General features: G+C 59.2%; 27 protein-coding genes. 8 read left to right on the forward strand and 19 right to left on the reverse strand.

Annotated features, from left to right (window positions below; translation table 11 throughout):
• Position 1 precedes the first annotated feature (1 nt).
• From J7412_RS12940 to J7412_RS12980, 9 genes are all read right to left on the reverse strand, one after another.
• Positions 2–415, reverse strand: coding sequence for a phage major tail protein, TP901-1 family (locus tag J7412_RS12940; RefSeq protein ID WP_209079011.1), 414 nt, complete (start codon positions 413–415; stop codon positions 2–4).
• Positions 416–431: 16 nt separating this feature from the next.
• Positions 432–848 (reverse strand): DUF3168 domain-containing protein, encoded by a 417-nt coding sequence (locus J7412_RS12945; protein WP_209079012.1) that lies wholly within the window; start codon positions 846–848, stop codon positions 432–434.
• On the reverse strand, positions 845–1195 hold the full coding sequence (locus J7412_RS12950) for a head-tail adaptor protein (RefSeq protein WP_209079013.1): 351 nt from the start codon (positions 1193–1195) through the stop codon (positions 845–847). Before J7412_RS12950 ends, J7412_RS12945 begins: the two co-directional genes overlap by 4 nt.
• Positions 1192–1791 (reverse strand): head-tail connector protein, encoded by a 600-nt coding sequence (locus J7412_RS12955; protein ID WP_209079014.1) that lies wholly within the window; start codon positions 1789–1791, stop codon positions 1192–1194. Before J7412_RS12955 ends, J7412_RS12950 begins: the two co-directional genes overlap by 4 nt.
• Positions 1792–1932: 141 nt before the next feature.
• Positions 1933–3114, reverse strand: a complete 1182-nt coding sequence (locus J7412_RS12960) for a phage major capsid protein (RefSeq protein ID WP_209079015.1) — start codon at positions 3112–3114, stop codon at positions 1933–1935.
• Between the two features lie 33 nt (positions 3115–3147).
• Positions 3148–3687, reverse strand: coding sequence for an HK97 family phage prohead protease (locus tag J7412_RS12965; RefSeq protein WP_247743914.1), 540 nt, complete (start codon positions 3685–3687; stop codon positions 3148–3150).
• Between the two features lie 42 nt (positions 3688–3729).
• Entirely contained in the window at positions 3730–3963 is a 234-nt protein-coding gene (locus J7412_RS12970) for a hypothetical protein (protein WP_209079017.1), read from the reverse strand.
• Positions 3950–5149: a phage portal protein gene (locus tag J7412_RS12975; RefSeq protein ID WP_209079018.1), complete on the reverse strand. Its 1200-nt coding sequence runs from the start codon at positions 5147–5149 to the stop codon at positions 3950–3952. Before J7412_RS12975 ends, J7412_RS12970 begins: the two co-directional genes overlap by 14 nt.
• A gap of 138 nt (positions 5150–5287) precedes the next feature.
• Positions 5288–6688 (reverse strand): terminase family protein, encoded by a 1401-nt coding sequence (locus J7412_RS12980; protein WP_247743915.1) that lies wholly within the window; start codon positions 6686–6688, stop codon positions 5288–5290.
• 533 nt (positions 6689–7221) lie between these two features.
• Between J7412_RS12980 and J7412_RS12985 the strand changes: the two genes are divergently transcribed.
• Positions 7222–7395: a hypothetical protein gene (locus J7412_RS12985; RefSeq protein WP_209062221.1), complete on the forward strand. Its 174-nt coding sequence runs from the start codon at positions 7222–7224 to the stop codon at positions 7393–7395.
• A gap of 87 nt (positions 7396–7482) precedes the next feature.
• Here the strand turns inward: J7412_RS12985 and mltG are convergent, their stop codons facing one another.
• The 7 genes from mltG to fabD all read right to left on the reverse strand — a co-directional run bounded on the left by mltG (position 7483) and on the right by fabD (position 13794).
• Positions 7483–8634 carry an endolytic transglycosylase MltG gene (gene mltG, locus J7412_RS12990; RefSeq protein ID WP_209062219.1) on the reverse strand — a complete coding sequence of 384 codons (1152 nt, stop codon included), beginning with the start codon at positions 8632–8634 and terminating at the stop codon, positions 7483–7485.
• Complete coding sequence (fabF, locus tag J7412_RS12995; protein WP_209079019.1) at positions 8634–9893, reverse strand: beta-ketoacyl-ACP synthase II; 1260 nt, start codon at positions 9891–9893, stop codon at positions 8634–8636. Before fabF ends, mltG begins: the two co-directional genes overlap by 1 nt.
• A 228-nt stretch (positions 9894–10121) precedes the next feature.
• The gene (locus J7412_RS13000) at positions 10122–10865 is read right to left on the reverse strand and encodes a 1-(5-phosphoribosyl)-5-[(5-phosphoribosylamino)methylideneamino] imidazole-4-carboxamide isomerase (protein ID WP_209079020.1); all 744 of its coding nucleotides are present in this window, start codon (positions 10863–10865) and stop codon (positions 10122–10124) included.
• Between the two features lie 153 nt (positions 10866–11018).
• Positions 11019–11252 carry an acyl carrier protein gene (locus J7412_RS13005; protein WP_058240599.1) on the reverse strand — a complete coding sequence of 78 codons (234 nt, stop codon included), beginning with the start codon at positions 11250–11252 and terminating at the stop codon, positions 11019–11021.
• Between the two features lie 238 nt (positions 11253–11490).
• Positions 11491–12228, reverse strand: coding sequence for a 3-oxoacyl-[acyl-carrier-protein] reductase (gene fabG / locus J7412_RS13010; protein ID WP_209062213.1), 738 nt, complete (start codon positions 12226–12228; stop codon positions 11491–11493).
• A gap of 13 nt (positions 12229–12241) precedes the next feature.
• Positions 12242–12859: an alpha/beta hydrolase gene (locus tag J7412_RS13015; protein WP_209079021.1), complete on the reverse strand. Its 618-nt coding sequence runs from the start codon at positions 12857–12859 to the stop codon at positions 12242–12244.
• Positions 12856–13794, reverse strand: coding sequence for an ACP S-malonyltransferase (gene fabD / locus J7412_RS13020; RefSeq protein WP_209079022.1), 939 nt, complete (start codon positions 13792–13794; stop codon positions 12856–12858). The genes J7412_RS13015 and fabD overlap by 4 nt, the downstream gene beginning before the upstream one ends.
• Before the next feature lie 180 nt (positions 13795–13974).
• On the opposite strand from fabD, the gene J7412_RS13025 reads away from it, so the two are divergent.
• Positions 13975–15177: a cytochrome b/b6 domain-containing protein gene (locus J7412_RS13025; RefSeq protein ID WP_209079023.1), complete on the forward strand. Its 1203-nt coding sequence runs from the start codon at positions 13975–13977 to the stop codon at positions 15175–15177.
• Positions 15178–15223: 46 nt separating this feature from the next.
• Here the strand turns inward: J7412_RS13025 and J7412_RS13030 are convergent, their stop codons facing one another.
• Both J7412_RS13030 and J7412_RS13035 read right to left on the reverse strand, forming a co-directional pair.
• Positions 15224–15526, reverse strand: coding sequence for a hypothetical protein (locus J7412_RS13030; protein WP_209079024.1), 303 nt, complete (start codon positions 15524–15526; stop codon positions 15224–15226).
• Positions 15527–15916: 390 nt separating this feature from the next.
• Positions 15917–16498 (reverse strand): YceI family protein, encoded by a 582-nt coding sequence (locus J7412_RS13035; protein ID WP_209079025.1) that lies wholly within the window; start codon positions 16496–16498, stop codon positions 15917–15919.
• A gap of 482 nt (positions 16499–16980) precedes the next feature.
• On the opposite strand from J7412_RS13035, the gene J7412_RS13040 reads away from it, so the two are divergent.
• On the forward strand, positions 16981–17136 hold the full coding sequence (locus tag J7412_RS13040; protein WP_209079026.1) for a hypothetical protein: 156 nt from the start codon (positions 16981–16983) through the stop codon (positions 17134–17136).
• A 125-nt stretch (positions 17137–17261) separates the two neighbouring features.
• On the opposite strand, the gene J7412_RS13045 is transcribed toward J7412_RS13040, so the two are convergent.
• Complete coding sequence (locus tag J7412_RS13045; protein WP_209079027.1) at positions 17262–17756, reverse strand: hypothetical protein; 495 nt, start codon at positions 17754–17756, stop codon at positions 17262–17264.
• A 323-nt stretch (positions 17757–18079) separates the two neighbouring features.
• Here J7412_RS13045 and rpsF point away from each other — a divergent pair, with 323 nt between their 5' ends.
• From rpsF to J7412_RS13070, 5 genes are all read left to right on the forward strand, one after another.
• On the forward strand, positions 18080–18436 hold the full coding sequence (rpsF, locus tag J7412_RS13050; protein ID WP_209062197.1) for a 30S ribosomal protein S6: 357 nt from the start codon (positions 18080–18082) through the stop codon (positions 18434–18436).
• 25 nt (positions 18437–18461) lie between these two features.
• On the forward strand, positions 18462–18689 hold the full coding sequence (gene rpsR, locus J7412_RS13055) for a 30S ribosomal protein S18 (RefSeq protein WP_009805008.1): 228 nt from the start codon (positions 18462–18464) through the stop codon (positions 18687–18689).
• A 12-nt stretch (positions 18690–18701) separates the two neighbouring features.
• Positions 18702–19322, forward strand: coding sequence for a 50S ribosomal protein L9 (rplI, locus tag J7412_RS13060; protein WP_209062195.1), 621 nt, complete (start codon positions 18702–18704; stop codon positions 19320–19322).
• A 174-nt stretch (positions 19323–19496) separates the two neighbouring features.
• Positions 19497–19970 (forward strand): lytic transglycosylase domain-containing protein, encoded by a 474-nt coding sequence (locus tag J7412_RS13065; protein ID WP_209079028.1) that lies wholly within the window; start codon positions 19497–19499, stop codon positions 19968–19970.
• Positions 19971–20142: 172 nt separating this feature from the next.
• A complete protein-coding gene (locus J7412_RS13070) occupies positions 20143–20595 on the forward strand; it encodes a hypothetical protein (protein WP_209079029.1) in 453 nt (150 codons plus the stop codon).
• Positions 20596–20597 lie beyond the last annotated feature (2 nt).

Below are 20597 nucleotides of genomic sequence, written 5' to 3' on the forward strand. Positions count from 1 at the left end.
TTCACGCCGCCGCAAAGCTCAGCGCCCCGGCGCTGGCCATTGCCATCTCATAGGTCGCTTCAACGTCATGGTTGCCCGCATACTCGATGGACGTGATCTGAAACGCCCCTTCCACGATGCCAAAATCGGGAATAACCACCTGAAAATTCGGTGTTTCCCCGTCAAAGAAAATCTGGCGCGCGCGCTCATCCGTGGCGGCGTCTTTGAACACGCCCGATCCGCTCAGCGCGGCCGATTTTACCCCGGCTCCCGCCAGCAACTCTCGCCAGCCACCTTGGCTTTCAAGCGAGGTCACATCCACGCTTTCCGCGTTAAAACTGATCCGCGTCGCGCGCAGCCCCGCCACGCTCTCAAACTGACCACTCCCGGTCAGATCTACCTTGATCAACAGATCTTTGCCGCTCTGTGCACCCATCATCTCTCTCCGAAACTTAGTTTTGATCGTCCTCAACCCGCGCCCGAAACCGCAGATCAATTCGACGCAGATTTTTCTGCGTGTCCCGTCTCGCCGTTGCGCGATCAAAGACGAGAAACACCACACGCCCACGCGCCAACGGCAGCCGATTGCCAGCCAAAATATCGCTGATCGCCGCCCCGACGGTCTTGGCCCGCGCAAATCCTGTCGCCTCACAGACAACGGAGACAACAAAGCGATGCTCCGCGCCGCCGTTCAACTGATCAGAGCGGTCCCGCACGGTCTCTGCGCCCAGCGAGACAAACAGCTCAGGCACCCGACCGGCAGGCATCGCGTCATAGATCGCCCCATTCACCAGACCATCCAGAGCCACATCCGCCTGAAGCGCCTGATACACCGCCGCCTGAAGTGCCGCGCCTGCCCCATAGCTCATTGCGCTTCCTCCTCCGTGGTGTGGCAAATCAGGTAGCGCCCAAGGCCATCCGCCTCCGCCACAGCCTCGATTGTGAAAATCCTGGCCCCGTCGCGAAACCGGCAGTCCGGCGTCGGGCGCATCTGCGACCCGACCGGAGCCCCGCGCAGCGTGATCTTGTAACGCAGGCTGCTCAGCGACATGTCCCCGCCATCACGCTCCCGCCCGCTGCGCAGGCGCACGTCGGCCCAGACCGTTCCAAGAGCTTCCCATGTGCGGGCAAAGCCGCCTGCGCCGTCCGGTGCCGCCAAGGGCCGCTCCAGAACCAGCTTGCGCGACAGCGTCACCGCTTTGACCGCCGGGCTCATTGGTCTGCCCCCAGCCCCAAGCGAACCGCGCGATACCGCTCCAGCAAACTGGTCACGCCAAACGGCATACAGCCTTCACTCAGCGTGGTTTCCTGGCGGAACTCATAGTAATGCGCCGCCAACAGCAGAACCGCTTGCCGCAAATCTGCAGGGATCTCTGCCCAGATTGCGCCAAACCCCGCCTCAAAGCGCAGGGTCACGCTGCCGTTGGTGGGAATCCCTGGCAAGGCTCCGGCCACACCGCGCACTGATGGGCGGTGCGTGTCCTGCACAAGCTGGTAGGCACTTGAAGCGACCGTCACAGCCACGCCCTGCGCATCTGTCAGCGTCACTTCAAGGATTTGCGTGACCGGCGCCACCGGAAGCCCCTGCGCCACCCCATCGCGCCAGCCATAAACCGTCCAGCCAAAGGTCCGCCGGATCAGGATTTTGCCGGTGCGCGCTTCCACAGCGCTCATCGCCGCGCTCAGAAAGCTCTCCAACACGCCTTCCTGCAAACTGTCTTCCGCAAAGCCGCTGCCAAGCCGCAAATGCTCCTTGAATGCAGTCACCGGCAACGCCGAAACAGGCACCGAAGCTTCTTCGATTAACATCATGGAATAACTCCAAAATTCTCGCTTACGGTCAGAAGGGCGCGCGTCCTCACGTCGCTTCAACGGAGGGGGTAAGCCAGGCAACGTGACGCAGTCCGACGCGCGCCCGGGGCTTGGAGGATCACCCCCGCGCCCACCCGGGGATTACGACAAGGCAAACCGCAAAAATTTGATCGCCGCAAAATCGCTCACGTCGCCGCCAATGCGTTTGGTGGCATAGAAAAGAACATGCGGTTTTGCGCTGAACGGATCGCGCAGCACACGCAGATCAGGCCGCTCCGCCACAGTGTAGCCCGCCGCAAAATCTCCAAAGGCAATGGCATCTGCACCGCTGGCAATGTCCGGCATATCTTCAGCGATCAGCACCGGATAGCCGAGCAATCGCGCCGGCTCTCCTGCCGCCAACCCGTCTGACCACAGAAAGCGCCCGTCCGCGTCTTTCAACTTGCGCACCGCTCCGGCGGTCTTGGAATTCATCACAAAACTTCCATTGGCGCGATACTGCGCCCCAAGCGCATAGACCAATTCCACCAGCGCATCCGCACCGTTGAAATCCCCATCCGCACCCGTGGCGACATAGCCGATGTTGCCCCAGCTCCAGCTCACCTCAGCAACGGTGGGATGGGTCATGATCCCCGTGGGTTTGTCCACGCCATCCCCATTGATGAAGGCCGCCGCCTCAGCGCGGGCAAACTTGTCGGCGATCCGCCCCGCAAGCCAGCCTTCAATATCAAAAGCACTGTCATCCAACAGCCGCTGTGAGGCCTTGGGCAGGGCGGAAAGCTCATGCAGCGGAATGGCGATGCGCTCGATATTGGGCGTGCCGGTTTCAGCTGTAGCGCTGGTCTCATCCGCCCAGCCCGCGCCCACATCAGAGCTGTCAATCAGCACATCGTAAGAACCCGCCTCAACCGTCACAACATTGGCAATCGCGCGGATGCTCGCGGTGCTGTTGAGCACGGATTTGATGGTCTCTGCGGTCTGCGGATCCACCAGATAGCCGCCATCGCTGTTCACGCTTGAAGACATCGCCTTGCCCTCCAGCTCCAGCCCGCGCAGCCCGTCATCCTCCCCGGTGCGCAGATAGGCATCAAAAGCCTTCTGATGCGGGGCGTCAAAATCTGTGGCTGCCGCCAGATGCGGCCGCGCCGCGGAAATGGATTTGCGCTCTAACATGGTCAATCGCTCTTTCTGCTGTTTCAACTCTGCTTGAATGTCACCTATGAAGGCACTAAGATCGCTGGTGAATTTCTCCACCGCATCGGTCACATCCTGGATCGAAGACACATCTTCTCCGATCCGAGACCCGGTCTCGGTTTTCGACATCTTCCTGTTCTCGCTTCTGTTGTTTCCCGCGCTCTAACGCGCTGACATCACACGGCTTGCGTCTTCAAACGCAGCCACCATCGCCCGCAATGCAGGCATCGCGTCGTCCTCCTTCGCGGTCAGCCGCGCGCTTGGCAGCATCGGAAACGTCACCAATGACACCTCCCAAAGCTCAAGCTCCTGCAAAAGCCTTTGGCCTTTCGCACTCTTCGCCGCCTTCTGCGTGCGGTAGCCAATCGACAAACCATCAATCGCACCGGCCGCAATCAAAGCCGCCGCCTCGCGGCCTTTGGCCACACTATCGAGCAGTCGCCCTTTGACCCACAGCCCCTTGCCGTCCTCACGCACCTCATCCCAGATGCCAATCGGCTCACGCGGATCGTGCTGCCACAGCATCTTCACCTGACGTCCGCTTTCTGAGAGCGCCTTCAGCGACTTGGCGTAGGCACCGCGTTGCACCACATCGCCGCCCTGATCAGGCGTATCAAACAGGCTGGCATATCCGGCAATCACATTGCCGTCTTCCACCGTCAGCCCCTTCCCAACGCGCGCGAATTTGGTTTCAAGTTCCATCTGTTGCTGCATCCGCTTCCCTCTCACTTCGCCAAACGCGCCTCACGGCGTCACGCTCATCAGCGACTGGACGGCCTGAGACAGGATCACGCCAACCACGCCATATACCGTCAACCAGAGCCGCCGCTCCAAGCGCTCCATCAGCTGCTCAATCTTGTCCAACCGGCGGTTCAAACTATCAAACTGCAACTTTGCCAACCGCTCATGTGCCTCAAGCCGCAGACCCGGCGCACAGTCAAAATGCTCAAACCCGTAGCGCGGCTCACGCATCGGCATCCTCAGCCGCGCGCGCGAGCAGACCCAGCATCGCGCGTTTCTCCGTCTCGCTCAGAAAATCCGCCCCTGCGATACGGGTCCAATGCGCCTCCCGCTCTGGCGCCAAGGCAGGCACCTGATCGAGGTCTGGCTTAAGCTGCAAAGCCTCGCCGGTATGTTGCGCCAGCCAAGTCCCCACCGCTGCCGTGACCCGGCTCGCCAGAGGCAACACCGTCAGGCGGTAGAACGCGCGGTTCGCCTCCTGATAATTCGCATAGGTCGCGTCTCCGGGGATACCAAGCAGCATCGGCGGCACGCCAAAGGCCAGAGCGATCTCCCGCGCCGCGGCTTCTTTGGTTTTCTGAAACTCCATGTCGCTGGGCGAAAACCCCATGGGCTTCCAATCCAAACCACCTTCCAGCAGCATCGGCCGCCCCGCATTACGCGCGCCCTGATGGTGGCTCTCCATTTTGCTCACCAGCCGGTCATATTGGTCATTGCTCAGACTGCCCTGCCCCTCATGCCCCTTGTAGACAATCGCGCCAGACGGTCTTGCCGCATTGTCGAGCAAGGCTTTGGACCAGCGCGAGGCACTGTTGTGCACATCCATCGCCATCGCCGCCGCCTGCATGGGCGACAACCCATAGTGATCGTCCTGAGGGTGAAACATCTTGATGTGGCAAATCGGAGAGACATCCCCCACCGCAAACCGGTGTTTGCGCGCGCCCACCGCATATTCATAGGCTATCGGCCAGCCGTCATTGCCTGGCACCACACTCATGCGGTCAGAGCGCAGCACGTGCAGCTCTGCAGGCGCCTCCGCCGCACCGGAAACCGCTTCGACATAGCCATTGCCCGAAAGCAGCAACTGCCCGTAAAGCGCCTCAAACAGCTCCGCATGTCCCTGCCCGCCATTGGGCCGCGCCAAAAGCGTCAGAATAGGATGATCCTCAAAGCGCGCGCGGCTGTCCTGCAGGACCACTGGCAAAGCCGCTGCGGCTTCGGCAATCATCCGGACACAGCGAAACCCCACTGGATTGCCCGCAAAGCCTGTGCGCGTGAGCGAAACCGTATCGCGTGGGCTCCATGCCACGCGCCCCGCACCGTGCCAGGCCACAACCGGCCCCGTGGCGCTTGCCTTCTTCTCAGGCGTCGCTGTCGCGGGAGCCTTTGGCTCTGTGCCACGCTGAAAGATCTTTCCTAGCATTTATGACGCTCCCATTCTGAAGGCTCTTGCGCTGTCGAATTCCGCCAGGCGTTTGACGTTTCGCGCTTTGACCCTGACAGGTATCTAAAATTTGTCTTAACTTGCGGCTTCCTGATCGCACGGTCGGTGTTGCGCAGCTCACAGCTCGCGCAGTCGCGGCTGCCGCCAATGTGCCGATGGCGCAATGATCAGCTCATGCAAGGCCCAGACCAGCGCATCCACACGATCAGGGCTGCCTTGCCCCGCGAAACCCTGGGTGGTCATTTCACACATCTGATCTTCGAGCGTTTCAAGCCCGGTCATATGGGTCACACGCCCCTGCTCATAAAGCGCCGCCACAGGCTCAGCCCGCGCAGCCTTTCCACGGCTGGCGCGTACCGCTTTGTAAGGCACCAACGGGTCAATCTGATTGATGACCGCTTGCACCAGATCTCCGCCCTGATTGACCTCCGCCACCAGCCGGTCTGCGCCCCAGCTTTCCATCGCGGTCAGCGCCACCCGCGCCCAGGCATCCGGGCTGGCGGCCCGCACACTCACGTCATCGAGCACACAGGCACGCCACTCTTGCACCGCCCCTTTGGTGCAGGCCCCCACCACAATGATCCCGCATTCATCAGACCCCGCATGGCCGCTCACCGGCGGATCCACCGCCACCACGATCCGGTTCATCTCCGGCAGCGCCTCACATCTGAGGCCCTCCAGCTGGCTATGTGTCCAGAGCGCACCGTCCATGTCCTCCAGCAGCTCTCCGGCAAGCTCCTGCCGCCCCAGCCGCGTACCGGCATAGCGCGCCTCGACTTCTCGCAGGAAACTCTCTGCCAGATACGCCCTGTTGGCCTCAGTCGGCGCGCTGGTCTGCACCGTGCTGTCCACCTTCAGCAGTTTCTTCAACACGCCCACATTGCGCGGCGTTGTTGTCACCACCTGCCGCGGGTTCTTGCCAAGCCGCAACGCAAACTGCAACATGTCCCACGTCGCCTGCGCATTGCGCCACTTCGCCAGCTCATCCACCCAAGCCGCATCAAATTGCGGTCCGCGCAGGCTCTCCGGATCATGCGCAGAGAACGCCTGCGCAATCGCCCCATTTGGCCAAACAAGCCTGCGCCGCGCCGCCTCCCAGACAGGTCGCCGATCCGGCGGCGCGCAGGCAATCAGCCCGCTTTCGCCAAAAATCATCACTTCGCGCACCTGATCGATGGTCTCCCCGACCAGAGCCACCCGCCGCGCCTGTCCCAGATCATGCGGCTGCGCGCCTTCCACCATACTGCGCACCCATTCAGCCCCCGCGCGCGTTTTGCCTGCCCCGCGCCCTCCCAGGATCACCCAGGTCTTCCAGTCGCCGTCGGGCGGCAGCTGATGCGGCAGCGCCCAGAAATCAAACAAAAAGGGGAGCGCCAACAGCTCCCCCTCACTCAGACTGTCCAGAAAAGCCGCCTGAACCTCGGCAGGTTCGGAGGCGATCCAGGCCGCACCGGATCGAAGTTCGTGCCGCATCGAGGTCAAGGGGGCTGCTTCGGGCGGCATGGCCCTGTTTTGCATCGCGTTCTTCAAAGTCTGCCTCCATCAGTAAGGCCAACCGGATGCACTGCCGCAGATGACCATAGACCTGCGTTGCCTCGTCAAACTTTGCCCAATCCTCTGCGCGTAGCGCGTTATGTACACGCAGCAGATCTTGGTTGAGATCGGACAAAGTCTTCCGAAGCACGCCCAATTCAGGATCAAGCGTGCGCGCGCCCGGGGGCGGAAAATAATGTGTCATTGGTGCTCATCGCCTCTCATGCGCAGTGATCCCCTCCGCATAAGTCCTCATCCGGCCCACGCTTTCGGCAGAAAGCCGCCAACCAGAGGTGGTCCAGCATGGCCCAAACGCTATGAAGCACCGTGTCTCAAGTCAATATTTCAAGTCTTTGCAGACACTTAACGCAGCGTGCGCAGACCGTTGCGCATCCGCTTTGCAAAACCGGAAACGCTGTGTTTCCTGATGCCAAGCAATGCGCCACATTCCCGGCCTTATCGATTTATAGAGGTTTATGCGGTGGGGTGCTCAAAGTGTCATTTTGAGGGACCAAGTCATGGGTACGACTTTTCTTTCCAAGCTGTCATGGCGCGGAAAACTGGCGCTCGCAGCTGCGCTGCTGCTCATCACTGTGCAGGCAGGTCCGGCGGCAGATGCGATCACCAATACCTTTCAGAAACCAGCGCCCATCGAAGTGGAGATGGAAATGCGCCCAGAGGACATTTGCTAAACTCCTCTCTGCGCCCTGCGGAGCCATAACAACAAAAAACGCGGCCCCAATCGGAAGCCGCGTTTTTGATTTTCGCTTTGTCAGACCTTACTGATTGGCCCGTTCGGCCTCAATCTGGCGCCATTTGGCGACGTTCTGATTGTGCTCCGACAAGGTGGTCGCAAAGGCGTGTCCGCCGGTCCCATCCGCCACAAAGAAGATGTAGGGCGTCTGATCCGGATTGGCAGCAGCCTCAAGGCTTGCACGTCCCGGGTTCGCGATCGGCGTAGGTGGCAAACCCTGGATCACATAGGTGTTCCAAGGGGTTTCGCGGCGCAGCTCGCTCTGGCGCAATCCACGGCCCAGCACGCCAACACCCTCGGTCACACCGTAGATCACCGTCGGGTCGGTCTGCAGGCGCATGCCGCGGTCCAGACGGTTGGCAAACACGCTGGCCACCTGACGGCGCTCTTCCGGCACACCGGTCTCTTTTTCGATGATGGAGGCAAGGATCAAAAGCTCTTCGGCACTATCCAGCGGCACACCCTCTGCACGGCTTTCCCACGCAGCTGCCACCAGCACCTCTTGCGCCTTCTGCATCCGCGCAATCACGCTTTCCCGAGTGTCGCCGACACGCACCTCATAGCTGTCTGGCGCAAGGCTCCCCTCAAGAGGGCGTTCAATCTCGCCTGTCAGCAGATCGATGTTGTTCAGAGAGTCCATCACCTGCCAGCTGGTCACACCTTCGGCCACGGCAATACGGTAGCGTGTGTCCGACGCCGCGCGCACGCGGGTGAACTCAGACGGCGCGGTCTCTTCTGCAGGGTTGAAGGAGGCCACTTCCACAAATCTGCCAGTCGCTGGGTCCAGCTCACGCACCTGCACGACCTTGCGCGTCACGCCAACGCGATAGACAATCTCGGTGCCGCAGGTGCTCGCCCCGCCGCGCGTGACGATGTCAACGATCTCTTCCATCGACGCGCCAGCAGGCACCAGAAACGCACCGGCTTTCAGCTGGTCGGCCTTGTCGGAGTAATCCGCCCCCAGACGGAACAGCATCCCGTTGGCAATTGCGCCTCTTTTTTCAAGGTCTTGCGAGACACGGCTCATGTTCGACCCGCTCTGCACCCGCAGACACACAGGCTCTGTGAGTGGACCCGTGGCCCGGTAAGTAGACTGCCCAAAGAGAATGACGCCGCCCAGAAGGAACAGCGCCACAATCAAAAGCGTCAGCGCGTTAGACGCGACAGCGCGCCACATCAGCCGACCTTCCCGAAGATCACCGATGCGTTGGTGCCGCCAAAGCCGAAGCTGTTGGACAGCGCCACATTGATTTCACGCTCACGCTTCTGGTTCGGTGCCAGATCCACAGGCGTCTCAACCGCTTGGCTATCGAGGTTGATGGTGGGCGGTGCCACCTGATCGCGGATCGCAAGGATCGAGAAGATCGCTTCAATCGCGCCCGCAGCGCCAAGCAAATGGCCGGTCATGGATTTGGTCGAAGACATGGTCACCTTGCCCGCATGCTCGCCCATCAGGCGCTCAACTGCGCCAAGCTCGATGGTGTCGGCCATGGTCGAGGTGCCATGCGCGTTGATGTAATCCAGATCTTTCGGCTCAAGACCCGCTTTCTTCAGCGCGGCACGCATGGAGCGTTCGCCACCTTCACCGGTCTCAGAAGGTGCGGTGATGTGGTAAGCGTCACCAGACAGGCCATAGCCCAGCACCTCGGCATAGATCTTCGCACCGCGTGCTTTGGCGTGCTCATATTCTTCCAGCACCACGATGCCAGCACCTTCGCCCATCACGAAGCCATCACGGTCAGCATCATAGGGGCGCGAGGCTTTCTTGGGGTCATCTTCATATTTGGTGGAGAGCGCTTTACAGGCGTTAAAGCCCGCAATGCCGATCTCACAGATCGCCGCTTCGGCGCCACCGGCAACCATCACATCCGCATCGTCAGAAGCAATCAGACGGGCCGCATCACCAATGGCGTGCGCGCCGGTTGAACAGGCTGTCACAACCGCATGGTTGGGGCCTTTAAAGCCGTATTTGATGCTCACCTGACCGGAGATCAGATTGATCAGCGCGCCAGGGATAAAGAACGGAGATACACGGCGTGGGCCTTTCTCGTTCAAAAGCAGTGTGGTCTGCTCGATGGACTGCAGGCCACCGATGCCGGAGCCGATCATCACACCGGTGCGCTCCAGCGCCTCCGTGTCTTCTGGCTTCCAGCCCGAGTCTTCCACAGCCATCTGCGAAGCGGCCAGACCATAGAGAATAAAATCATCCACCTTGCGGCGCTCTTTCGGAGCCATCCAATCATCAGGATTGAAGGTGCCGTCGCTGCCATCGCCATAGGGCACTTCGCAGGCGTATTTGGTGGTCACACGCTCAGGATCAAAACGAGTGATGGTACCCGCACCGGACTGACCGTCCAGAATACGTGTCCAGCTTTCTTCCACGCCCGACGCCAGCGGGGTGACCAGACCGAGACCGGTGACTACTACTCGACGCATTTCATTGCTCTCCTAGCCTTTGGCAATTTGCCCACCCAAATAGCTTGGATTGCCTGTGGCGTGCAAGAGCGCGTGCGCTGGCTTTTGCTGATATCGCACGCTTAAGGCACTTTGCGTTTGCCCCGGGGGGCCGAATTGCGCTGCTGTTGAGACCACAGAGGGGAGGAAGGGAGCGGTCGGGCAGCGCAATCCGAGAAAACGCAAAGTGCTCAGAGACAGAAGCGGGTGCTACAGGAACTCCGCCACCGCCTCCGGTTCTGGTTTGGCCACTTCAAGGGCCTCTTCCACAGTCAGCGATTTGCGGAACAATGCGCGCCCAATCAGAACGCCCTGAATATTCGGATCATACTTCAGGCGGGAAATATCATCCGCGCCGCGCACCACACCGCTTGCGGTCACCGGCCAGCGGCTTTGCTCTGCGATGCCGGAGATCAGACCAAGCTGCGCCTCAACGTCGGTCATGTCGCTGTCGATATCGGTTACAACGATGCCAGCGAAAGGCGCTTCGGAGAAGGCGTTGACATAGGCAATCGGGTCAAAGGCTCCGGCCTTGCGCCAGCCTTCGGTCATCACCTGCCCCTGCCAGACATCCACCGCCAGCACGATCTGGTCCGGATGGGCATGCGCCAGTTCAATCGCCGTATTGGGGTCATAGGCCGCCATGGTGCCCAGCACGATCCGGCCTGCGCCTTTCTCGATCCAGTGCTCCACCTGCTCACGGGAGCGCATACCTCCGCCCAGCTGCACAGGCAGCCCTGCCCCCCGAATAATCTCTTCAACCAGCTCGGCATTTTGATCGCTGCCTTGAACCGCGTTGAAATCCGTCAAATGCATCCATTCTGCGCCGGATGCGGCAAACCCTTTGGCCGTTTCCACCGGGTCCACATGCCAAATCTGCGGGCTGTCCAGATCGCCTTTGTCCAAGGTCACGCAGCGACCGTCCAGAAGTTCCATTGTGGGGTAAATCATCATTGCGGAAATCTCCTCCAGCAAACTTTATGAGGTCAGTTTACCACCCAAAGAACACCGCAAGGCAAAAAAAACGTCGCGCAAACTCGCAGACACGACAGCAAAACGGCGCCTCCCTGAGGGAAGCGCCGTTTCACAAAAGTTATCTCGAAGAGCTTAGGAAGCTTCGGAGATGAATTTGACCGCGTCGCCGAAGGTCTGGATGGTTTCGGCTGCGTCGTCCGGGATCTCGATGCCGAACTCTTCTTCAAAAGCCATCACCAGTTCCACGGTGTCGAGGCTGTCTGCGCCCAGATCGTCGATGAAGGACGCTGCTTCAACAACTTTGTCCTCTTCCACACCCAGGTGCTCTACAACGATCTTTTTCACGCGGTCTGCGACGTCGCTCATGTCAATTCCTCATTCGTCTTGGGCGTGTTGGCCCGTTTGAATTCCCATCATTTTAGATGGGTCTGATTTGTGCCCCAACCGGGACGGTTCTGGTCCGGTCGTCCCGGAAGGTCTCCGTCCGCCCTCTGCATAATTAGGGGGCACCCGGAAAATACTCGCCGCCTATAACACATCCACCTCACAAGGCAAACGCTTTCCCCAGCGACAGCTGCAGCCCGTTTTCGCGGGCCGCGCACGGTCACAACATGGCCATGCCACCGTTCACATGCAAGGTGGTGCCTGTCACATAACCTGCTTCAGCACTTGCCAAATACAGCACAGCCGCAGCGATTTCCTCGGAGGTGCCCATGCGCGCCGCCGGAATCTGCCCGTTGATCTTGTCTTTCTGATCGTCGGTCAGCTTGTCGGTCATCGCTGTCGCAATAAAGCCCGGCGCCACAGCATTGGCTGTGATTCCGCGACTCGCCACCTCATAGGCGATGGATTTTGTCAGACCAACGAGCCCGGCTTTGGAGGCGGCATAGTTCGCCTGCCCCGGGTTGCCAGTCGCGCCGACAATAGAGCTGATGTTGATGATCCGGCCCCACCGGGATTTCATCATCGGACGCATCACACCACGACATAGGCGCATCGCGCTGGTCAGGTTCACGTCGATCACGCTCTGCCATTCCTCGTCAGACATACGCATGAAAATCTGGTCACGGGTGATGCCCGCGTTGTTCACCAGAATATCCACGCTGCCCATCGCCTCGATGGCCTGCTTTGGCAGCGCATCCACCGCCTCTGAGTCGCTCAGGTTGCACGGCAGCACATGCGCGCGCTCTCCCAGCTCAGCTGCCAGCGCCTCAAGCGGCTCCACACGTGTGCCAGACAGGCCCACGGTTGCACCCGCGTCATGCAGCGCCTTGGCAATCGCGCCGCCGATGCCACCCGATGCGCCGGTCACCAGCGCGGTTTTTCCAGTCAGATCAAACATAGTTCTGTCTCTCTCAGTTTTTCACCACAGGCTTGGTCAAAAGCCCGTATTTGGCAATGTCTGCCGGTGTCATAATGTAAGTGTCTTCTACAGGTGCCGCGTCAAGCGTGAACCAATAGAAATCTGCACTGCCCAACATGCGTGCGGTATAGCTCACATAGCTTTCGTGGACAGGGTCATCCTTCGGAAAATCCGCCCCCGCGCGATTGCCTTCGGCCCAACTGTGCACCCCGATGATCGCGCCCTCTTCCATCGAGCGCTCCACACCTGCGAGGAACAGATCCGTCCCGCCGGAATGCACTTCACTGTCCGCCGTCAGATGCGTGTCCAGACCCAGATCACGCACCCGGTTGCCAAGCTTCAGGTTGGTCTCATCGTCCACCGATCCGGGCACATACATCAGCACAAGACGCGTGGTCTCCGGATTTTCGGCAATCGCCTGCTCAAACGACGCAAGGCTGAACTGATTGAGCGTGCCTGACACCAAAAGGTCCTCACCTGAAGGCTCAAACGCAATGCTGTCATAGGAATTGAGGTAGGCCACCTGCAAATGCGTGCAGCCCGCCACAACGGCGACGCCAAGCGCCGCCGCCCCAGCCAGAAAGCGCCGTCTCAGCCTGGGTTGGATCATTTGAGGCTGGCCACAGCCGCCAGCACATCATCAGGCGTCCCCACCGCGCGCACCGCATTGTTGCGGTCGATCTTGCGGATCATGCCCGAAAGCGCCTTACCTGCGCCGATTTCCCAGAATTCGGTCACACCATCCGCGGCCATATTGATCACCGATTCGCGCCAGCGCACAGAGCCGGTCACCTGCTCCACCAGCAGTTTGCGGATTTCGTCGGGATCACGCACCGCTGCCGCGCGCACATTTGCAAACAGCGGCACCGCCGGCGCTTTGATCTCTACATTTGCCAGCGCCTCAGCCATCACATCGGCCGCTGGCTGCATCAGCGCGCAATGGAACGGTGCGCTGACCGGCAGCATCACCGCGCGGCGTGCGCCTTTTTCCTTGGCAATCTCCGCAGCCCGCTCAACAGCAGCTTTGGCACCGGACACCACAACCTGTGTTGGGTCGTTGTCATTGGCCGCCTGACAGACCTCTCCTTCAGCCGCCGCCTCAGCCACCTCTTGCACCGCTGCAAAATCAAGGCCGAGGATCGCGGCCATCGCGCCTTCGCCCACAGGCACAGCCGCCTGCATCGCCTGACCACGGGTCCGCAGAAGGCGCGCGGTGTCGCCCACGCTGATGGCACCTGCCGCCGCCAGTGCGGAATATTCACCAAGGCTGTGACCGGCAACACAGGACACATCGGTCACTGCAATGCCTTCGACATAGAGTGCCGTCATCGCCGCCAGCGAGGTCGCCATCAAGGCAGGTTGCGCATTCTGTGTCAGGGTCAGGGTCTCCTGATCGCCTTCCCAGATGAGCTTGCTCAGGTTGTCCCCAAGCGCGTCATCCACCTCGTTGAAAATCGCTTGTGCCTCTGGATAGGCTTCGGCCAGCGCCTTGCCCATTCCAATGGTCTGGGCCCCTTGGCCCGGAAATACAAATGCACGGCTCATTCTGGCTCTCCTCAAAGGTATTTGAACCGACATACCCCGCAGAAAAGCCCCACGCAACGTCAATAGAGCGTTAACCCTCGCCACACTGCGCAGACACGCACCTCACTTGTGCATGAGCGCCGGTTGCGCCACAGCCCCACAAGCGCCACTCTAGAGCCAACGTATATAAGAGGTTTTTACATGTCGCGCTCCAACACCGCTGCCTGCTATGGCAGTGTCGCTAAGACATTTCACTGGCTCACCGCCCTCCTGATCGTCAGTGCACTGGCGGTTGGCTACTTCGCCCATCAGGCCCCCTATGAGGACAGCGCGCAGCTCGCCTTTAAGGCCACGCTCTTCTCTTTGCATAAAACCATCGGCCTCACCGCGTTTTTGGTGGCGGTCCTGCGCATTCTCTGGGCCTTCACCCAGCCGCGCCCCAAATTGCTCAACGGCGACCACAAGCTTGAGGCGCTGGCCGCAGAGACCGCGCATTGGGTGCTCTATGGTGCAATGGTGCTTGTGCCTCTGACCGGCTGGATGCACCACGCGGCGACCACCGGCTTTGCCCCGATCTGGTGGCCCTTTGGGCAATCCCTGTTCTTTATTCCGAAAGATCCTGTGCTGGCCGAAACTTTGGGGGCCTTGCACTATGTCTTCATGCTCCTCTTGGTGCTCACCCTGCTGGCCCATATTGGCGGCGCATTGAAACACGCCATCATCGACAAAGACAAAACGCTTCAGCGCATGCTGCCCGGAACGCCGAACCTGCCAGACACGCCGGCACAACAGCCCGGCCACACCCTGCCGTTCCTTGGCGCTGCAACCGTCTGGGCTGCAGCACTCTATGTTGGCGCGTTCTCAGGGATCTTTGCGCCAGCCGAAGGGGCCGAACCCGCTGCGGAGCTGGCCGAAGTCGCCTCCGAATGGAAGGTACAATCCGGCACGCTCGGCATCGCTGTGCAGCAATTTGGAAGCGAGGTGACTGGCAGCTTCGCTGACTGGACCGCCGAGATCGCCTTTGACGAAACCGCAACCGACGGCAAGCATGGCAGTGTCACGGTGACCATTGCCATCGGCTCGCTCACTCTTGGGTCGGTCACCGATCAGGCCCTTGGCGCGGATTATCTGAATGCCTCAGAGCATCCCACCGCGACCTTCACCGCCGACTTGCTGGCTGCTGAAACAGGCTACATCGCCGAAGGAACATTGGCGCTCAGCGGACATGAGGTACCGACCACCCTGCCCTTCACGCTCACATTGGATGGCGACTCCGCAGAAATGACCGGCGCGTTGGAGCTTGATCGCCGCAGCTTCCACGTAGGGGATACGATGACCGACGAAAGCTCGCTGGGCTTTGGCGTCGCCGTGACCGTCAACCTGACCGCAACACGCGGCGAATAATCTTAGAAATCACTTGGGGCCGTTGACCTGAGACGGCCCTAAAACCTCATTGCTCAGTATATGCTGCGAGCACAAGAAGTGGCGCCATCGTGGCTGCCAACGATAAAATGAAGAGCGCCAAGTTTTTCAACATGCGTTTGGTGGCATGCGCGTTATTTCTATCGTCAACAACACGCCACATTTGCCATAAACCACCTGTAGCAATGTACTTAACAGGAGCTTCATCGAACTGCGCATTGGTAGCATTTATCAGGCTCATGATCGAAGCAAATAACCTGAAAAAACAAACTGAAGTCGCACAAAGCCCGACACAGCTATAAGCAAAGACCAAATAGAAAATAACTTCCAATGCTCGCTCCAAACTCGTGAAGTTAAGGCTTCCGACTCCGATTTTGGAGTAACCGCATCTATCCAACCAAAACCGCCCCGCAGATACAAACTTAAACTCTCAATCTGCAAACGAACGCGCGAACCTTGGCCCTGCCTCTAAAACGCTATCACGCCACCTTGGCCATCTGAATCACGCAACCTCCATCCTCTAACAGGCGGCGCAGCCGACCAGCCTCAGTTCATCTCTACGGGCCCTCCCCACGGGAGGGGGCTTCACCCCCACCCAGGGTCAGGGGCTGGCCTATGTGATCAGCTTCAGGCACTACAGAACCTTCCGACAATGCCCTAAAAGACACAAAAAAGGGCCGCCCTCTCAGGCAGCCCTCTCAAACTCTGGCGAAAGAAGCGTTTATTCCGCTTTCATCGCCTCAACGGAAATCTGCACTTCCACTTCGTCGCTCACAAACGGTGCGAAGTTGCCCACGTCATAGTCTGTGCGCTTCAGCGTGGTGGTCGCATTGAAACCCGCCCAAGGCTTTTTCGCCATTGGGTGCTCGCTGGCTGCGTTCAGCTGCGCGTCCAGTACCACGGATTTGGTCACACCGTTCAGGGTCAGATCACCGGTGATCAGGGCGGTGTTATCGCCGGTCACTTCGATGCCGGTCGAGGAGAAGCTCACCAGCTCATCATCCGCCGCATCAAAGAAATCACCGCTCATGAAGTGCGCATCGCGCTTTTCCCAACCGGTGAACATGGATTTCACGGGCATGGACACAGACACGGAGCTTGCAGACGGATCTTCCTTGTCAAACATGATCTCGCCTTCAAAGCCGGAGAACATGCCCCAGGTCGTGGAGTACCCCAGGTGGTTGTAAGAGAACAGGATCTGGCTGTGCGATGCGTCGAGCACATATTTCTCAGGCGCTGCAACAGCGGAAGTTGCGGTGACGGCGGCCAATGCGAGGCCAGCGGCAAAAAGGGTGCGTTTCATGGGGTCTCTCCAAAATGGATCAATAACGATGTGATACTAGCAATGTGCCGAGACTTCTCCCAATCGCAATTCTACGTAAACCCACAACCACTGTGCTTTTGTGAACATTTCCGTGAAGACACCCCCGCATGACCGCACAAAACGCGCCATTCCCCAATAAAATAAGAGACTTCCAGTGTGAGCGAATTTCAGCCCAGCCATATCGCTTCAGGTTGTTTGAATTTGATGTATTTCATCGACTTACCTCGCGCGGCCGTTGAAGCCCGCACAGGAAACGCCCACACGAAGTCAATGCTTCCCCTTATATAGCGCTTGCAAACGCCCTGCCCGCGACCGGTTGAGGTGGCAGCCCATCCTCCCTATATCAGGCAGCGCACAGGCCGACTGTGGGGCCTGCGTCAATGTGGCGGATGTTGAGCGCTGCCGCTATGCGTTAGCGCCTCTCCGGCAAAGAGCGTCCTGAAACAGATTGGAAATATGCAATGGAACTGGGTTGGGTAGATCTTTTCCCTTTGGTCTTCTTCCCCTTTAAGATCATCGTGTTAGGCATTGGTATGTTCTACGCCATCAAGTGGCACCATGATCAGGAAAAGAAGAAGAAAAACGAAACCACAAACCAAAAGCCCCCTTCCGCCTGATCAGGATCGGGGCCACACCTGCAAGCCTTCAAAGCCAGCACAAAATAAAATGGCCGCCAGCCCATCCGGCTGCCGACCTCAAGTCACTCTCTTAACATTCTGGATTGGCGCGCGACTCGCTGCCTTTAAAGCGGCAACATGGTCTGGCTGCGCAGCTGCGCAATGGCGTCCAAACGGGCGTGCGGCCCATCCAACGGAAGCCCCACAATCTCGCCCCCATCAGCGCCCAGCACCGTCAAGCGTGTGTCACTCACATCCACGCGCCCGATGTCTTCATAGTTGATGGCCTGCGCCACATGTTTGCGACGGCGCGGCAATCCCTCAAAAACCAGAAGCTGGCGGTTGCGCTGATCAAAATGCAGCTCCTGACGCGGTTTCTGCGTGGCAATCTGCGTGAGCCCTACGCCAGCGGTCACCAACAGAATGGAAATGCCCATCTTTGACAGCAGGATCATGGGTGTCAGATCCAGCCCCGGCATCAGCCAAAGCCCGATCCCGGCCCAAATGAAAGCAAAGCCGAACACGACAGCGCTTGTGCGTACGGAAAGCGAAGGCCGCTTGCCTTCCACCATAGCCACGCGAGAGCGTGCTTCATTTGCGATTTGTGTCATCGCCATCATTGTCCCGGTCTCCTATGCGCCTTTGCGGCGACAGTTTCTGCGGTTTGTCCCGCCTTTGCGCTAAACTTCCGGGTGAATTCAGGCGAGAATGGGGCGGATTAACGAAATCCCTGTGCTTTTGGTTAAATCATCGCTAAGCCTTCTCTGAGCCCCAAGAAAACTTGGTCCAAAGAGCCATTTCTCCCCTTGCGCCTTCGCCGAATTCGGCTATACAGCGCCATCCTTTCGCAAAAGCTTGAACCGCGCAGTCTCTCGTGGGTGGGGTGCGAAAGGCCAAGATGCCCCGCTCTTTGAAATGCGCCTGTAAAATGAATGGAGAGCACATGCCGCTTTATGAGCATGTTTTCATCTCGCGCCAGGACCTGTCCAACGCGCAAGCAGAAAGCCTCGTTGAACACTTCGGTACAGTTCTTTCTGACAACGGCGGGTCCGTTGTAGAGAGCGAGTACTGGGGCGTGAAAACCATGGCCTACAAAATCAACAAGAACCGCAAAGGCCACTATGCCTTCCTGAAATCCGACGCGCCTGCCGCAGCGATTCAGGAAATGGAACGCCTGATGCGCCTGCATGACGACGTGATGCGCGTTCTGACCATCAAGGTTGACGAACACGCTGAAGGTCCTTCGGTTCAGATGCAGAAACGTGACGAGCGTGGCGACCGCCGCGACCGCCGCTCCTAATCACCTTAAGAGAGGACATTAAGTTATGGCTGCAAAACCATTTTTCCGCCGTCGCAAAGTCTGCCCTTTCTCGGGTGAGAACGCGCCGAAGATCGACTACAAAGACACCAAGCTGCTGCAGCGCTACATCTCTGAGCGCGGCAAAATTGTGCCTTCGCGCATCACAGCCGTGTCTGCCAAGAAACAGCGTGAGCTGGCCCGTGCAATCAAACGCGCGCGCTTCCTTGCACTGCTTCCATACGCCGTGAAGTAAGGAGACACTGACATGCAAGTTATCCTTCTGGAACGTGTGGCCAAGCTGGGCCAAATGGGCGAAGTTGTGGACGTGAAGCCGGGCTATGCTCGCAACTTCCTGCTGCCACAGGGCAAGGCGCTGACCGCGTCCAAAGCCAACATCGCATCCTTCGAAGCACAGAAAGCTCAGCTCGAAGCGCGCAACCTGGAAACCAAGAAAGAAGCAGAAGCACTGGGCGAGAAGCTCGATGGCGAACAGTTCATCGTGATTCGTTCCGCGTCCGACGCTGGTGCGCTCTACGGCTCCGTCACCCCACGTGACGCAGCAGAAGCAGCCACCGAAGCAGGCTTCTCTCTGGACAAGAAACAGGTTGCTCTGGCCGCTCCGATCAAAGAGCTCGGTCTGCACGCGGTTCACGTGAACCTGCACCCTGAAGTTCAGATCACCATCAATCTGAACGTTGCCCGTTCTGAGGAAGAAGCGGAGCTGCAAGCTTCCGGTAAATCCATTCAGGAACTGGCTGCAGAAGCAGAAGCAGAAGCAGAATTCGAAATCGCCGAACTGTTCGACGATATCGGCGCAGCTGCCTCTGACGACGACGACATGGGTGCACCTGCCCCATCCGAAGAAGCGCCTGCCGAAGAGCAGTAGACGCTTTACCAGCGAAGAATTCGCGAAGCCGCGTCCGGGTGCACCTGGGCGCGGTTTTTCTTTTCCGGCCAGTGCTTACGCAAACTCCTGCGCAAGAGTGCCTCTGTGTCGACCAACCGCTTCCCTTTTCTGTGCGACCGGCCATACTGGGCAAAATGACTTTCAGGAAGCCGCATGCCCGCCCACTATTCACGCCGTATGGCGCTCGCCCTTCTGATCTCCCTGCCAGCGGCCTGCGCCAGCACAGAGCCAACCGCCGCCCCAGAATTTGACCCGCCGCTCTACCCCAATGAAACACCAGAGCTGCGCACACTGATCAATCAATATGCCGATTTTTACGAGGTGCCGCGTGATCTCGTTCAGCGCGTGGTCATTCGCGAAAGCACCCACCGCCCCTGGGTCACCAACGGCAACAACATCGGCCTCATGCAGATCCAGCTGCCCACCGCCCGTGGCATGGGCTACACCGGCAACCGCGAGGGCTTGCTCGACGCCGAAACCAATCTGACCTACGCCGTCAAATACCTGCGCGGCGCTTACCTTGTGGCCGAGGGCAACTACGACCGCTCTGTGTTCCTTTATGCCAAGGGCTACTACCCGGAGGCCAAGCGCGCAGGATTGTTAAAAGAAACCGGCCTCGCCCCCTGAACCCCAAAACACATATGCCTGCCTGAGGCCGTCCTCTTTTCGCGCTTTGGCAGATAAGAAACACCCCCGCACCAGATTGACGGGATTAGTGTATTCTTAACGAAGTCGCCTTGGCAGCGGTCTCAGCGAAGACTATTCTCCCCGCAATTGTTTTCAGTTTTTGAGGCCCCTTGTGAGCACCGAATCCGCAGGCACCCTGCACCCCCTCGCCCCCCACCATCTCCCCAGCTTCATATCCGATGCGACAGGGGCAGACCCGATGATGACCAATGTTGCCATCTTTGCCGTGGTCATGGTGTTCCTCCTCACCACCTTCTTTTTGCACCTGCATTCCCTGCCGGAACAGCTCGCGCATAAAGTGGGGGCCAATCAACTCCAAATCGTGGGTGTGCTTGCCCTGATCGCGCTGTTCACCCACAACAACATTTATTGGGTGGCCGCCCTTCTGTTGGCCCTGATCCAGATCCCGGATTATGAAACCCCGCTTGGGCGCATCGCCGATGCACTGGACCGCCTCAAATCACCGGAGCCTCCGAAAACCGTCGCCCAATCCGCATCCGCAGAGGCCACCCCAGCCCCCACCCAAACGGCGTCCGAGAACGCCACCAAAAACGGTGAGGTGTAAGC

The organism is Shimia sp. R9_3, assembly GCF_017743755.1.
GTDB lineage: Bacteria > Pseudomonadota > Alphaproteobacteria > Rhodobacterales > Rhodobacteraceae > Shimia.

Coding starts and splice junctions, on each gene's coding strand:
- J7412_RS12950 (WP_209079013.1), bottom strand. CDS start 1,195: ATGAGCCCGGCGGTCAAAGCGGTGACGCTGTCGCGCAAGCTGGTTCTG.
- J7412_RS13040 (WP_209079026.1), top strand. CDS start 16,981: ATGGAACTGGGTTGGGTAGATCTTTTCCCTTTGGTCTTCTTCCCCTTT.
- J7412_RS12955 (WP_209079014.1), bottom strand. CDS start 1,791: ATGATGTTAATCGAAGAAGCTTCGGTGCCTGTTTCGGCGTTGCCGGTG.
- J7412_RS13045 (WP_209079027.1), bottom strand. CDS start 17,756: ATGATGGCGATGACACAAATCGCAAATGAAGCACGCTCTCGCGTGGCT.
- mltG (WP_209062219.1), bottom strand. CDS start 8,634: ATGTGGCGCGCTGTCGCGTCTAACGCGCTGACGCTTTTGATTGTGGCG.
- fabF (WP_209079019.1), bottom strand. CDS start 9,893: ATGCGTCGAGTAGTAGTCACCGGTCTCGGTCTGGTCACCCCGCTGGCG.
- rplI (WP_209062195.1), top strand. CDS start 18,702: ATGCAAGTTATCCTTCTGGAACGTGTGGCCAAGCTGGGCCAAATGGGC.
- J7412_RS13065 (WP_209079028.1), top strand. CDS start 19,497: ATGCCCGCCCACTATTCACGCCGTATGGCGCTCGCCCTTCTGATCTCC.
- J7412_RS13005 (WP_058240599.1), bottom strand. CDS start 11,252: ATGAGCGACGTCGCAGACCGCGTGAAAAAGATCGTTGTAGAGCACCTG.
- fabG (WP_209062213.1), bottom strand. CDS start 12,228: ATGTTTGATCTGACTGGAAAAACCGCGCTGGTGACCGGCGCATCGGGT.
- rpsR (WP_009805008.1), top strand. CDS start 18,462: ATGGCTGCAAAACCATTTTTCCGCCGTCGCAAAGTCTGCCCTTTCTCG.
- J7412_RS13015 (WP_209079021.1), bottom strand. CDS start 12,859: ATGATCCAACCCAGGCTGAGACGGCGCTTTCTGGCTGGGGCGGCGGCG.
- J7412_RS12980 (WP_247743915.1), bottom strand. CDS start 6,688: ATGCAAAACAGGGCCATGCCGCCCGAAGCAGCCCCCTTGACCTCGATG.
- J7412_RS12970 (WP_209079017.1), bottom strand. CDS start 3,963: ATGCCGATGCGTGAGCCGCGCTACGGGTTTGAGCATTTTGACTGTGCG.
- J7412_RS13000 (WP_209079020.1), bottom strand. CDS start 10,865: ATGATGATTTACCCCACAATGGAACTTCTGGACGGTCGCTGCGTGACC.
- J7412_RS13035 (WP_209079025.1), bottom strand. CDS start 16,498: ATGAAACGCACCCTTTTTGCCGCTGGCCTCGCATTGGCCGCCGTCACC.
- J7412_RS12940 (WP_209079011.1), bottom strand. CDS start 415: ATGGGTGCACAGAGCGGCAAAGATCTGTTGATCAAGGTAGATCTGACC.
- fabD (WP_209079022.1), bottom strand. CDS start 13,794: ATGAGCCGTGCATTTGTATTTCCGGGCCAAGGGGCCCAGACCATTGGA.
- rpsF (WP_209062197.1), top strand. CDS start 18,080: ATGCCGCTTTATGAGCATGTTTTCATCTCGCGCCAGGACCTGTCCAAC.
- J7412_RS12975 (WP_209079018.1), bottom strand. CDS start 5,149: ATGCTAGGAAAGATCTTTCAGCGTGGCACAGAGCCAAAGGCTCCCGCG.
- J7412_RS12960 (WP_209079015.1), bottom strand. CDS start 3,114: ATGTCGAAAACCGAGACCGGGTCTCGGATCGGAGAAGATGTGTCTTCG.
- J7412_RS12985 (WP_209062221.1), top strand. CDS start 7,222: ATGGGTACGACTTTTCTTTCCAAGCTGTCATGGCGCGGAAAACTGGCG.
- J7412_RS13025 (WP_209079023.1), top strand. CDS start 13,975: ATGTCGCGCTCCAACACCGCTGCCTGCTATGGCAGTGTCGCTAAGACA.
- J7412_RS12965 (WP_247743914.1), bottom strand. CDS start 3,687: ATGGAACTTGAAACCAAATTCGCGCGCGTTGGGAAGGGGCTGACGGTG.
- J7412_RS12945 (WP_209079012.1), bottom strand. CDS start 848: ATGAGCTATGGGGCAGGCGCGGCACTTCAGGCGGCGGTGTATCAGGCG.